Genomic DNA, 13485 nt, shown 5'->3' on the forward strand with positions numbered 1-13485 from the left:
CTGGGCGGGCATAGGTTGGGAGCCGGTGATCATCGGGGGTTGTGGTGGCAGGTCGGGACCTGAGGGCGCTGTTCAGCTCGAACGACCGGCAGCTGGCCGCGGACGAGGCGTTCACGAACCGGCAGGGCCAGTGGCAGACCGTCGCGGCCGCGCTCACCGCCCACCTGCAGCACCTCGCCGACCCGGCCTTCAACGTCGAAGACCTCGAAGCACCCCGCCGCAACCTCCTGGTCTTCCACGGCGTCGGCGGCATCGGGAAGTCCACCCTGTCCCGCAAGCTCGAGGCCGCGCTCGCCGACACCGGGCAGCGCCCCGCCCAATGGGGCGAGCCGTCCTGGCCCACCGGTGTGCGGATCCTGCCGGTACGGATCGACCTCGCCCGCTCGGCCGGCACCGACTTCGAACGCGTCATCCTCACCCTGCGCCTCGCGCTGGCTGGCCTCGGCCGTCCTCTGCCCGCGTTCGACATCGCCCTGCGCGGCTACTGGGAGCACCAGCACCCCGGCGAGCCGCTGGAGGAGTATCTGCGCCGCAGCACCTTGGCGTCCCGGTTCGGCAAGGCGCTGCCCGAGCAGATGCAGTCCGCGCTCGGCGATGTCGCGCAGGCGCTTTTGTTGCCCGGCACGGTGGGATCCGTCGTCGGTCAGGTCACCGGGTCGCTGGTGCGCGCTTTGCGCGAGCGCCGCCAGTCCGTGCGCGCGCTGTCCGGCTGCTCCCGGCTGGCGGACCTGCTGGAGGCCGACCCGGACCTGGACGCCCTGTCCTACTATCCGCACCTGCTGGCCTGGGAGCTCGCCCAGCTCCCGGCCGGCCGCCGGGTGGTGCCGGTGGTCTTGTTGGATACCTTCGAGGACACCGGTGATCGCACCCACCGCGATCTGGAACGTCTCCTGCAGCGCGTGGTGTGGCTCATGCCGAACGTGCTCTTCGTCATCACCGGCCGCAACCGGCTGCAATGGGCCGAGGAATCCCTCCAGGGCCAGCTCGACTGGACCGGGCCCGCAGCCTGGCCGGGACTGGCCGCCCGCGATGTCCCCGCACCCCGCCCCGCGGCCGCCGGCCCGGCCACCGCGCACCCCCAGCAGGTCCTGATCGGGGACTTCAGCCCGGAAGACTGCGAGGACTACCTCGCCCGCCGTCTCATCCACGGCGGGCAGCCGCTGATCGGCGACGATCTGCGCGCCGTCATCGCCGGCCGCTCCCACGGCCTGCCGCTGTACCTGGACCTGGCGGTGATGCGGTTCCTGGAGATCCGCCGCACCGGCCGCAGCCCGCAGCCAGCCGACTTCGACGTCGACTTCCCCGCGCTGATCGCCCGCACCCTGCAGGACCTCACCCCCGACGAACGGCACGTTCTGCGCTCGGTGTCGCTCCTGGACGCCTTCGATCTGGTCCTGGCCACCCGCGCCGCCGGCCTGGCCCACGAGGCGCCGGCCCTGCGGCTGCTGGATCGGCCCTTCGTGCGGGAGAACCCGGCCGGTCTGTGGCCCTTCCACCTGCACGCCTTGATCCGCTCCACCATCCGCACCGCCGACGACCAGACCGACGATCGCTGGTCCCCGCACGACTGGCAGCAGGCCGCAGAGCGCGCCTTCGCCGCCCTCGGCGAGCAGTGGGCCATCACGCCGACGCCCGGCCGCACCCTGCTGGTCGGGTGCCTGCGCCAGGGGCTGGCCGTCGCCCGGGACTTCCGCCTGGACCTGGGCTGGCTCGCCGAGGCCACCTGGCAGTACGTCGGCGACTCGGTGTGGGAGCCGCTGGCCCCGCCCGCGCCCCAGCACCGGGTTGCAGTACCGCTGGAGACGGCGGCCGACGCCCTGGTCGAGACCCTCAGCGCGCTGGCCCGCCGCCAGCACGAACACCGCGAACGCACCGCCGCTCGGCTCAGCGCCGTCGTCGCCACGGGACTCCTGCCCGACGACCTCACTGAGTTGGCCGTGTACTACCTGGCCAAAGCCCAGCGCGACCTCGGCCGCAGCAGCGAGTCCCGTCGTGGCATGCAGCTGGTCGCCGACGGCGGCGGCCGGCTCGCTCCTGCAGCCCGGCGCGGCCTGGCCCACCTCGCGCGGCTGGCCGGCGACTTCCCCACCGCCTACGCGGCCGCGCAGACCCTGGGCTGGAAGGGCCGCCAACAGCGGGTCCTGGGCGACGTGTGGTGGGTCCAGGGCGACATGGAACAAGCCGCCGCCTCATACGGCGCTGCGCGTACCGAAGCCGAAGTGCACGGTGTCGCCGGCGAACGCGCCACCGCCCAAGCTCAGCGCGCCTTCGTTATCGCTTTCACCGACCCCGAGCGCGCCGATGACGAGCTCGACCTCGCGCAGCAGTTACTGACCGGCCTCGACCTGCGCGCCACCACCCTCACCACCCGCATCGCCGCCCTCATCCGCGACGCCGGCACCAGCGACACCCTGGTGGAAGAACGTGCCCGCCAGCTACGCACCGACATCACCGTCGCCGGTCTCGCCTCAGTGGAAGCCACCTTGGACCTTGCCCTGTGCTTCCACCACGCGATCCTGGGCGCCGACGACGGCCTGGCTGCTGGCATCAGCCGGCTTCGCGGCCTGACCCGCGGCGGCGACTACGCCTACTACCTCGACATCGCCCACTTCATGGGCGACCTTCCGCTACCGATCACACCGATCTCCGGCACGCGATGGATCGACGGAGAGCCGCACGCTCGCGACCGATGGCACACCCTGGTTCTTGCCCGGCGCACCCGCCTCGCGCTCTAGGCGTTGGGGTTCTTGCCTACCAGGCCGGAGAGCAGCTCGATGATCTGTGCCTGGTTGCGCTTCATCGTCTCGGCGAGCCCACGGACCTCACCGGCGAGCAGATCCACCTTCTGGTCCAGATTGTCGACCTTCTGATCCAGGTTGCCGACCTGGAGTCGAACGGCGGTCAGGTCGCTCTTGATGATCCCAAATTCACGGTCGCTCTTGTCCTGCGCCTGCTCGAAGCGGCGGGTGAGAGCAGCGAGCTCGCCGTGGGCGACGGGGTCCTCGGGCACGGTGAGCTCCTCGAAGCAAGATCATCAGAGGCGAATGGTTGGCCCCCTACGGTAGCGCGGCCGCCGAGGGCGCAGGCATCGCCCCCGGCGGATCGCTACCGCAATCAGCCCGATCACGTGGACCGTTTCCTGTCCTGGGCGTGTGCCCTAGCTGAAGAGTTCGTAGAAGGGTCTCGGTGCAGCCCGCGGAAGCGTCACCGAGCCGGCCATGTTCCCGTCACGGTTTGTGCAGGTGGCCGACCATTCAGCAGTGATCGGCCCGGTTTCGTCGTGGGCACCCACCACGACGAACGGTTCGAGGTCGACGTACCGGCCAGGGCGCAGGTGCACCGGCGGAAGCTGGAGGCGTGCCGAACCGCTGTTGTCGATGTGGATGGAGGCGCGCCGGCCGCCCGCTGCCCAAGGGGTGGGATATCGGCTCGTCAAGAGCGCGGCAGCGGGAAACCGGTCGACCGAGCCGTAGTAAGGCCGTGAAGGCAGCGATCTTGGGAAGCGCTCATTGTCGGCAACCGTGTCCGATCCAACTTCTATGGCCAGAACATTGCCGGGGATGTAAAGCTCTACCTGCATGTTTTCCAAGTTGGTGGATTCGAGGTTGATCAATCGCAGGGCCAACGGCGTCAGGCGGGCTCCTGTGGCCTCTTCGATCGCCTTGGGCAGTTTGTCGCGGCACTTGTCCAGGTAGCTGCGCACGGCCTGGAGGTACTGCTCAGGCGTGCGCGTCTCCCGCATCTCCATGAGACCCGGCATGGGCTGGTACGCGAACTTGTTGAAAGGCGGACGCTGAGGTTTCTTCGCCTGGTGCGCCAGCAGCGACGCGAGGGCCGCCTTCTCTTCCCCCTTCAGCCAGGTCTTGATCTCGTCCTCAGTGCACGACAGAGAGCCGACGGCTCCAGCCTTGACCTGCAGCTCAAGGTCCATGGAAAGGGGTTGATGCAGAAGGCGCCGGCTCAGCGCATCGAGGTCACGGGCCATGGCGCGGCGTGTCGTCCCCTCACTTCCACGAATGAAGACAGCGGCCTCTGGAATGCTCTTGTCCCGCTTCGGATGGGGGGCTTCCTTGCGCATGCAGTGGACGGCATCCCCCCACCGGGGCGGGTCAACGGTGACAACCAGGACGGCGACCGTCCCGGTTTCTCCTTCTGCCTCCACGTAGGTGGGCCGCCAACCGATCTCTTCGCCGACGTACGGTTCGATCCATCGAACGAGTTCGGTGATGTCGTGCTGTTCGACACCCGGCATGTGCTCGTGATCGACGCCGACCAGCAGGTATCCGTGTCCTTCAGCGAAACGACCGGCCTCATCGGGGAGACGGTTCGCGAAGCCGATGATCGCCCGAGCCACGTGAGCCCGGCCGCTCTTGTCGCCCCTGTCGGCCGGGTTGAGGTCAAGCGACCCCTTCCACTCAAGCCAGAGACTCTCGTCCGCCTTGCTGGCCTTGCGGACGGCCTGAACGAGCCGCTTGAGATCCGCATGATTCCGCGGAGCCTTACGACTGTCGAAGTCCAACGCCATAAGCGAATCCTCCCCTGCCCGTACACACCCATCACGAACAGTAGGGTGCGCCACCGACACCGGCCGCCCTGCTCGCGCTCCTATGCCGGCAATCCCGTACGCGCCGGGGGCCATCTAGGGGTTGCGAGAGCTGGCCGGTCATCACCGACTCCCTAGGCGAAATGGCAGACCAGCTTGACGGGGCCGGTCTCCGACGCCGGTCGGACTTTGGGCTGGGATCTGGCGGAAGTTGCCGACTTGCGTATAGGCAAGTCGTCGCGGGATCCCGCCCTTACCCGCCACCGGCTGCCACCGTGCACTGCGTCCTTGGATAGGGCGGGCTCAGCGCGGGGGGATTCCGAATGGCGGGCCGGAAGGAAATCGGTTGTTGTCCGGTGCGGGCCGTCGCTGATGGCAGATGCCGCAGTGAGGATGATGCCGATGTGTTCGGCGAAGTGCGGTCCCGGCAAGGGGATCTCGATGTCCGGGTTATCCACGTAACCGACCGCTACGGCACTGGGAACGTAGTCCATGACGGCGGTGAAGACTTCGGTCCTGGAGCACGCAGCTCGGTTGACGAGCCGGCCTAGGACGCGCAGGACGGTCGGGGTACTGGAGTCCAGGCTGAGATGATCGGGCAGTTGGGGCCCCTGGGAGATGGTGACGGTGGGGATGGGCTGCGTGTCAATGCGCGTCTGCTTGCACCACCAGGTGGCCGCCTCCACCTCTCCGAGTGCGAGATGGTGCAAGTACAGGCAGTAGGACGCGGTGTCGTCGCCCGCGCCGGCAGCGTACTGCCACCAGAACCGGGCACCGTCTTCATCATCGGCCAGTTGCAAGATGCAGCCGAGCACCACAGCTCCACTCGGTGCTGGCAGCCGGTCGGTGATGAAGTCCCGAAGCGAGATCGCTGCGGTCATGGTTACGAGGATGTCGCACAGCAACTGCAGGTTGTCCGCAGCTGCACCGTTAGCCGGGTCCTCATTGCTGTCCCACGACAGCCTGACAGGGTCTGGCGGGGCTGAGGGGTAAGCGTCGTCGTGCGGAACGATATCTCCGGGCACATCGGGTTCCTTGAGGAGGAGCACACGGGCAAGAAGTTCATCGATCGTGGTCACTGAGATGTCCGTCCCGGGGGGAGGTTGAGGAGGCGGGTCAACGTGCGCTTGGCATACCGATCGGCCGAGCACACAGCGGCGAGCGGGACGCCCAGGACATTGGCGGTAGCGGTGTCGTCCAGGCCGCCGTAGTACTTCAGGACCATCACGTCGAGCTGGGTGTCGGGCAGGTCTCGGCATGCCTCGAACAGTGCAAGCAGCTCGCCGACCCGAGCGAACTGAGCCGCAAGGTCCGAAGTGTGGTCATGCGCGCCAGTAAAGGCGAGGGGGCGCAGGTCGGGACGCCCCTCCGTGTGGCCGGCGCGTTCCATGACCCGTCCGCGGAAGAGCTTCCAGGCACTTTTTCGCACGTCCGGACTCGCCAGAACTGCATCCCAGCGCAGCCACAACATGTCGAAGGCTTCCTTCACCACCCAGGAGGCACGCTCGTTGGTGAACAGGAAGGCCTCGGCGTACGCCGTGTAGGGGGCGCGGTTGCCTTCGGTGAAGCCCCGATGATCTACGGGCGCCACGCCGAGCATCTCGGCAATGCCGACCCCATTGATGCAGTTACTGATCCATGTCTCCTTCTTCTGGGCTTCCCGAGCCGCTGCCGCCCACAAGCGTCGCATCGGCCAGGGCTGCATGCCCAACGCATGGATCACCTGGTACGTGGTCTTCCACCGCGGGTAGACGCCCTTGCCCCTCAATAGCTCGGACATACGGGTTTTGGAGAACCCCGCGAGTTCTCCAAGCTCATGAAGGGTCAGCCTGCTGGCGAAAAGCTCCGCACGCACCAACTCCAGCCAGGCGCGGTGGGACACACCCACGCTCGCGCAGATCGGTTCTGGCTTGCGGCCGCGCCGGCCAGGAGGCGCTCCCGCCGGCCGCTCAGGCGGCGGGGAGGATGCAATCACTGGGTGCGCTCCTCGTCATGTCGCGCCCTCGGGGAGGCAACGTCAGCGGAGCGACTCGAGTCCCCACCGCCGAACACCTGGACGAGCTGTTGCACGAGCAGGCCCAACGAGGGCACCAACGTGGCCACTGCGGCCAGCTGCCCGAGCGCAGCCATCACCACGCTCCATGAGAAGACCGTCATCAGCACGATCACGGTCAGCTTTTGCTTACTGGACATCGAAACCTTCCTCGTTGAGTCCGGAAGGCGTCCCCAAGGCGGTGCTGACGCGCCATCAAGGAGCCGAGACGTCAGCATGCCGGGAGGGCAGGCAAGTACGCCACGTGATCTTGCGATTACAGAACAATGCCCGTGGGCGCCTGGAGGCACCGAGCACGTCGCGTGCCGCGAGGATGCGGAATGATGCCGTGTTGACTGCTTTTGGGGGTGAAGTTCCCCATACTCCTTGTAATTGCGGCCCAAACACCCGCCAATGGGAGAGCAGGCGCCTCTGGCGTCGGACCTTCCTGTCCGGAAGGCCGTGTCGGCCCCGTGCTGAGAACCAAAGGGGACCACACACTGCTCCCGCCCGAACCCCCGTCCGGGCGGGAGCAAACCAGACCTTCCAGCACCCTGCCCCCACCGTCGGACGGTCCGAGAATTTCTTCGCCTCCTGGGGGTCGGCGTTCCTCCGCGCCGATTCCATCGCAACCACCGGGCGGCCCGCGCCAAATCGAAGCCCTACCCCCTCCCCGGGCCGGACTGCACGCGCACGTCGGTCCACACGAGGACACGGACGTCCACTCCTGGAGTTATCACCTGGAGCGCGGGCTCACCGCGCCTCGGTGTAGTGCCACACCTGTTCCGGTCTCCTTCGGGGTGCCGAGGTTTACCTGCGCAGCGTCGCGACTCGCAAGGGCACCGACCCCGAGTTCGCCGCCATGCTCCGCACGGTCATCCAGGAGTGCCAGGAGACCACCGGTGATCCCGCGCCATCCGGGTCCAGCTCCCCGGCGGCAGGATCCGCTGCGGTGGCAGAGGCTCCATCGCGCGCTGAGCATCACGAATCCGGCTGCGGTGCAGCTGAGAGCGTCCCGCCCGGTCGGGCGCGCACTTTCGTCCCGGCACCGCACGGCAATCGGAGCAGGTGCGATTGCGGGCTGCCTCACGGACGCCCGGAGCCACGGCCCTCGTCACCGAACGCCCTGGTCCGACCATCCACCGGGCACCGCTGGGGCAGCGGCGGAGGTGACTGTCTGGGCAGCCTTTCCCGGGCGCAGGGTCCAAGGCACCGGCCCGGTGTTGGTCAGCCATTCGTTGGCGATCAACCGCTGGACGATGAAGTTCCGCAAGTCCCGGTTCTGCTGTCCCCATCCCAGCCCGTCGCACAACTGCTTGACGGAGGGGCCATGCCCGTGTGCCGCCCGGAAATCCGCAGCCCACTGTGCCGCGCGCGGGCCGCGGTCGGGTTGGCTGCATTTCCACAGGCCGTAGGCGCTGAGCGTCTTGGACCAGATCTGGGTAGGGACGACGTTGCTCATGAAGGCCTCCGCCACCCGATCCGGGCGCACCTTGCACAGCCGGCAGCTCTCCACCGCCTCCACATGCCTCCGCAAGGCCACGCTCGCCTGATCCTTCCAGACATCCCAGCGCAGTGGGTCGCTTGCCGCCTGGGCAAGCACCTTTGCAGGCACCCCTTCGTCCGGCATGTCGTTGTGGGAGGAGCCGTACTGGCCGGCCAGGTGCCGCACCGTTTCGGCGAGTCGATATACGGTGTCATCCACCTCGAGCAGGAACCCGGTGGCGAGCAGTTCGGGCAGAGCGGCGCGGCAGTGTTCGGGAAGATCGGTGGACAGCACGCCGCAGCGGTCGCGGGAGCTGTGGGCGGCGAGGAACAGCGCGGCCAACCGTGCGGCCGGTGACGCCTTCTTGAGCGGCTTCGCGGCGAGTGTTCGAGTGGTCCATCCCGAGATCCGGGTCCGCATCTGCTTCCCGAGGGGAAGCTTGGGGTCCGACTCGTCTGCCAGTTCCGGCACTGAGACGGTCACGGGTGTCTTCGGGTCGCCTGTTAGCAGGTCACCCTGGGGATGCCATCCCAGAGCGACCACCGCGGCGACGGCAGCTGCGGCATCGGTCAGCCGCAAGGCCTGCAGGTCTTGACCGGTGAAGTTTCCGACTCCACCCCGGGCGGCACGGATGGCGATAACCGCCGCGAGGAGCTGCGGATCGGCCCCAGCAAGCGGCAACCCGCCCACGTATCTCAGCAAACGACGGGCACCCTCACCTTGGCGAGGCGTCAGCAAGAAAGGCAGCGAGACACTCGTCGCCGGCACGGCAGCGGGGGACGAGGTGGGAGAGGGCTGAGGCACGCCGGTACAACGCACCCCGAAACCCGAGGTCACCGTTCGTACCGCCGTGCGGGTCACGGCCAGCGTCTCCCCCTCAGGCCCGACGACACCGACTGCGGTCCCTCTCACCATGAACCGCAGCCCTCTGACCTGCGCGGTCCGTATTCGCAAACAGGCGCTAACTGCCGGTCGCCAGATAATCGGCGATGCGAGCGCTGAAGGAACGGAGAGCGGGACTGGGGTTTTTGTAGTGGCCGTCGTCAAATACCTGGGAGAGCCAAGCGCTCTTATTCGTCATAGGGACCTGTCGAACCCAACACTCCAGTTCGCCTACGGGTACGAGAAAGACACCAAGGTTGGCAAAGTAGTCGATCAGTCTGTTCGCGGCGTTGTGGGGTTCACCGCTGAGCCCGTCGACGCCGCTGGCCTTCAAAAGCTTCCAGCCGTTGGCCGTCTTCATTGTGTTGATGATGCTGTCGATCTGCTGCTGGCTTAGAGCGGCTGACCCACCGGGGCTACCGATGACAGTGTTGATGGCTTTCTTGATCTCGCGCGCGGCGGTGGCCACAACGGTGGAGGACGCGTGCCGTTGGAGCAAGAGGAGGTCGTCGCGGATATCCTCCCACTGGCCGTGCAGCAGGTTGAGGGCCTGCTTGACCTTCGTTGTGTCGTTGAGGAGGTCCAGATCAGCGATGACGGCGGTGGGGATCCCGCAGGTACGTAGCTTATGCGCTGCATTGGCAATGCGAGCTTTACCGTTGACGTGCAGGAAGGTGAGATTGCTGTGTGGCTCCGCCCCATGGACGGTGTCGAGGGTCGCGGAATAGAACTGGCAGTCGCCTTCCGCTTCGCACAGCACGACACCATCGTGGAAGAGCCCGGAGACGATGTTAGAGAAGCGGAGCACCGGTGTATCGAGGATGTCCGTGACAGCTTCAGCCGCGAGAGCCCGTGCTGTCACGGTGTGGTCACCGCGGGAAATGCGTACCAGGGCGAGCGACCGGGCAGTGGCTGAGCTGCGGCCGGCGGCGTTGCCTTCGAGGACACCATTGAGAAAGTCGGCGCTATGGGTCGCTACCAAGACCTGACACGCAGACGGAGCATGCATGGCGAGAAATCTGCCCAGTAGCCGCGCCTGGGGTGGGTGAAGGAAGGCCTCCGGCTCGTCAATGACGATCACTGGCGGTGGCCTTACCAGGGTGTGCAGGAGGATGTTGGCGAAGGCGCGCATCCCATCGCCCTGCTCGGACAGGTAGGGCAGGGCATCGTATGCATCACGCAATGCGGCCGATGCAGGTGGTCGCGTGTCCTCCATGCCGGTAGACCCGATCTGCAAACGGATCTGTGGGACATAGCGGTTGATGGCGATCGGCTTCCCGAACGCGCGGTACATCAAATCGGAAAACCGGCCACACTCGGTCTCCGAGTCCCATAGAACCTGCGAAGGATGCTGTGGCGGCATCGATTGATCCCAGAAATTCGACGTAGTCCGATCTGTCAGACGGTCATCAGTCCACTGACTGGATATCAGGAACTGGGCAATGGGTCTGATCTGGGAGGCGTTCCACTGGATCGCAGCAGACTCCGGCGTCAACCCTCCACCCTCCTGGTCTGAAGGGCCCGCCAGCAGGATTTGCTGACTATCGCGTTGACGGCGAGCCTCATAGCCACGCTCGCGCAACCAGGAAACGAACTCGGATCCACTGCCCTCCCGGTGCAGTGTGACGCTCGAGACCCAACGCTGTGGGTGCAGGGTTCCTGGATATGAAGTCACCAGGATGGAGAGCTCACGCAGCAGAACTGACTTGCCAGCGTTGTTCGGTCCGATAAAAACCGTCATACCATCCAAAGCCGGGACGACGACGGTCCCGTCAACCAACTCGATCCTGGATACCCCGAAGGAAACCGTCATCGCCTCGCCATCCTGCAGTGCAGATACTTGGCACTCATCCAAGCGGGTACGTTCGTTGGCTGCTGCCTTTCGCACGTCTTGATGCCTACGGCGCCGCGATTCACTGCTGCCGAGTCACGCAGGCGAGCTCGGGCAGTCGGTCCGTCCACAGCGCGGCCGCGGCTGTCTCGCTGCAGGTCCTCGCCTGCTGGCACAGCTGCTCCAGCCGCGCTTGCACCCCGCAGGGCGACCCGCTCCATGTCGACGTCCGACACCGCGCCGCCTCTCACGCCTGCCCCCAGGTGGTGTGCCCGAGGATCAGGTGGTGGGTGCCCACCAGGCGCTGCGCCTGGTCGACCAGATGGTGGCTGAACAGGCGTCTCGCCGACGTCTCCCGTACTGGTCGATGTGGTCGAACACGACCTGGTGGTCCTTCATCGCCCGCACCCGCCAGTGCTCATCCGCTCGGACCAGCCCACCCCGGCCGACCAACCGCTGCTCTCCGCGCTGCTCGCTGGCGACGATCCCGAACTAGTACCGCGCTACCGGAGCGTGGCCGCAGCTCTGGGGCGCAACACACCCAGCAACGACACCGAACTGCGCGACGTGATCACCAGCGAAGTACACCGGGTGCACGAAGTATGGCGTCATCAGTAAGCGATCGTGGCTACCGCGCGGCACCGTCAATGCCTCGGGCCGATGCCCTGAATGACCTGGAGGAGCAGCAAGTCAAAAACCGGGCCGTCGGGCTCGTTGCGGTAGGGGCCGGCATAGGTGTAGCCGAGCCGGTCGTACAAGCCCCGGCCGCCGGTGTTGTCGGGACGCACCAGCAGGGAGGACCATTGCGGGGCGATCGCGGTGAGAAGTTCGGCGTGGAGCCTTGAGCCGATGCCCTGGGATTGGCGGGCCGGGGTGACCGCGAGCTCGCACAGCCCCATCAGCCGGCCGGTGCGGGCGGGTTCGGGGATCGCGGGCAGCAGGCTGCCGTACCAGTACTGGGCGCTGCAGGGGAAGGCGTACCCGAAGCCGACCATGGCGCCGTGCGTGTACGCGGCGACCAGGGTGAAGCCCTCGTGCCGGAGGTGGCTGGTGATCTGGCGGCGTAGCGCGTCGGCGGATAGGCCGTCGGTGGTCGCGCCGGGGTTGTCGACGAGTTCGGGGTGGGCGTCGGACCAGATGTCGGCGAGGGTGTCGAGCAAGGGTGGGACCTGTCCGGGTCCGTAGGTGCGGATCACGACGTCTGCGCGGGTGCTCGGGGTGGTCACGCCCGTCCTCCTCCGGTGGCGGTGGTGCGGTACTCCTCGATCCAGTCGGCGACCGCAGGGACACGGTGATGTCGCTGTAGCGCGCCGGCGACTCCGTGCAGGGACTGCAGTAGCCGGTCGGAGCGCACCTCGGGGAGGAACGCCAGGACGCGGCCCGCGGCTTCGGCTGCTGCCTCCGGCTCGGGCCGGTCTCTCACCGCATGCTGGATGGCAACGTCGGCTGTGTACAGGGCGCGGTTGCGGGCGTACGCGGTGCCGTGTAGCAGAACGGCCTGCTCGGCGCCGGTAGCGGCGCGTTCGTGCTGGCCGAGATCGGCGCGGGCGAGCGACTCCAAGCCGGCGAGCTCGCCCGGCGTGAAGAACTCCAGCCAGTTCGGGTCGGCTTCGGAGGGCCCTTGAGCGTAAAGGCGGTGGGTGCGCACGATCGCGGCGTCGGTGGCGCCCAAGTCGCCCATCAGCGCCCACCCGCCGGCCTCGCGTAGGTGGAACAGGGCGAGCATGCGTGGGGAGCCGAGAGCCCGGGCGACACTCTGCGCGCCCTGGGCTGCGGAGATCGCCTCACGTGGTCGTCCCTTCGCCTTGGCGAGCAGCGACAGGCAGCCGAACGCGTGGGCCTCCAGGGCTGGGTCGTCGGCGATCCGAGCGGCGGCCAGAGCCTCGCCGTACAGGCTGTGAGCGTCCCCAGCCCGGCCGGAGTCGTAGCTCAGCCACCCCGCCGCGATCGACAGCGCCCCGGTAGCGGAACGAAGTTTCCGGCCGGTGCGCTCCGTGTACGTGGCGCCCTGCAGCCACTGGTAGGCGGTGTGCAGGGCCTGGCTGGCGGCCTGGCGCAACGGGCTCGATCCGTGGTCGCGGTCGTGGTTGAAGATCGTGGCGACGGCGTGGGTGACGGCACGGACCTCGCCCGCTCCGATCCGTCCCGGCGGCGCGGTGCTGGAGCAGAGTGGGAGCGCCAGGGCGGCCCCGGCGTTGTCGAGCAGGAACGCACGCCGTTCCACCGCACTCTCCCGTTCATGGGGGCCGTCCGCTCCGGCTGTCCGTGCCGGATTGGGGTGCCGGAAGCCGAGCTCAGCGCTGCTGCGGCCGGCCATGGTGGTCAGGATCCGCCGGTACACCGCGCGCGGGCAGCTGACGTCGCCGTCCTCCCAGGCCGCGACCAGCCGGGAGGTGCAGCCGACGTTCTCGCCCATGCCTGTTCCGGTGGCGATGACGGCCTTGGCGAACTCGGCGCGGGACATCTGGAACTCGTCCTCGCGCACAGCGCGCAGCCGGGCGTTGGGGGGATTGCGGCGGTCGGCCATGCCAGGCTCCGGAGCATCCGTGGGTCGGACGGGTGCGGCGACCGTACCGCTCCCACCGGCCTCATGCCCGGGCCTTGGCGCCGGATCACCCGTTCCGGGCGCTCTTGCATCGTTCTTACATCGGCCTGGCGTCGCACCCGGATGTCCTCGGCTGCTTGCGTGGAAGGGACCCAAACACCCACCC

General features: G+C 67.5%; 11 protein-coding genes. 2 read left to right on the forward strand and 9 right to left on the reverse strand.

What is annotated here, in order from left to right:
• Positions 1 to 44: 44 nt before the first annotated feature.
• Positions 45 to 2735, forward strand: coding sequence for an ATP/GTP-binding protein (locus O3W51_RS33275; protein ID WP_269288148.1), 2691 nt, complete (start codon positions 45 to 47; stop codon positions 2733 to 2735).
• On the opposite strand, the gene O3W51_RS33280 is transcribed toward O3W51_RS33275, so the two are convergent.
• From O3W51_RS33280 to O3W51_RS33310, 7 genes are all read right to left on the reverse strand, one after another.
• Complete coding sequence (locus tag O3W51_RS33280; RefSeq protein ID WP_269288151.1) at positions 2732 to 3010, reverse strand: hypothetical protein; 279 nt, start codon at positions 3008 to 3010, stop codon at positions 2732 to 2734. The genes O3W51_RS33275 and O3W51_RS33280 overlap by 4 nt on opposite strands.
• Before the next feature lie 147 nt (positions 3011 to 3157).
• A complete protein-coding gene (locus O3W51_RS33285; RefSeq protein WP_269288152.1) occupies positions 3158 to 4525 on the reverse strand; it encodes a hypothetical protein in 1368 nt (455 codons plus the stop codon).
• Between the two features lie 152 nt (positions 4526 to 4677).
• Positions 4678 to 5622 carry a hypothetical protein gene (locus O3W51_RS33290; protein WP_269288153.1) on the reverse strand — a complete coding sequence of 315 codons (945 nt, stop codon included), beginning with the start codon at positions 5620 to 5622 and terminating at the stop codon, positions 4678 to 4680.
• Positions 5619 to 6425, reverse strand: coding sequence for an XRE family transcriptional regulator (locus tag O3W51_RS33295; RefSeq protein ID WP_269288154.1), 807 nt, complete (start codon positions 6423 to 6425; stop codon positions 5619 to 5621). The genes O3W51_RS33290 and O3W51_RS33295 overlap by 4 nt, the downstream gene beginning before the upstream one ends.
• An 89-nt stretch (positions 6426 to 6514) precedes the next feature.
• A complete protein-coding gene (locus O3W51_RS33300; RefSeq protein ID WP_269288155.1) occupies positions 6515 to 6736 on the reverse strand; it encodes a hypothetical protein in 222 nt (73 codons plus the stop codon).
• A 953-nt stretch (positions 6737 to 7689) separates the two neighbouring features.
• On the reverse strand, positions 7690 to 8751 hold the full coding sequence (locus tag O3W51_RS33305) for a hypothetical protein (protein ID WP_269288156.1): 1062 nt from the start codon (positions 8749 to 8751) through the stop codon (positions 7690 to 7692).
• Between the two features lie 271 nt (positions 8752 to 9022).
• Entirely contained in the window at positions 9023 to 10831 is a 1809-nt protein-coding gene (locus O3W51_RS33310; RefSeq protein ID WP_269288157.1) for an ATP-dependent nuclease, read from the reverse strand.
• Between the two features lie 312 nt (positions 10832 to 11143).
• Between O3W51_RS33310 and O3W51_RS33315 the strand changes: the two genes are divergently transcribed.
• Positions 11144 to 11392: a hypothetical protein gene (locus O3W51_RS33315; protein WP_269288158.1), complete on the forward strand. Its 249-nt coding sequence runs from the start codon at positions 11144 to 11146 to the stop codon at positions 11390 to 11392.
• 26 nt (positions 11393 to 11418) lie between these two features.
• Here the strand turns inward: O3W51_RS33315 and O3W51_RS33320 are convergent, their stop codons facing one another.
• Positions 11419 to 12000, reverse strand: a complete 582-nt coding sequence (locus tag O3W51_RS33320) for a GNAT family N-acetyltransferase (protein ID WP_269288159.1) — start codon at positions 11998 to 12000, stop codon at positions 11419 to 11421.
• Positions 11997 to 13301, reverse strand: a complete 1305-nt coding sequence (locus O3W51_RS33325) for a hypothetical protein (protein ID WP_269288161.1) — start codon at positions 13299 to 13301, stop codon at positions 11997 to 11999. The genes O3W51_RS33320 and O3W51_RS33325 overlap by 4 nt, the downstream gene beginning before the upstream one ends.
• Between the last annotated feature and the right edge of the window lie 184 nt (positions 13302 to 13485).

It is taken from the genome of Streptomyces sp. H39-C1, from assembly GCF_027158125.1.
GTDB classification, from domain to species: Bacteria; Actinomycetota; Actinomycetes; order Streptomycetales; family Streptomycetaceae; genus Actinacidiphila; species Actinacidiphila fildesensis.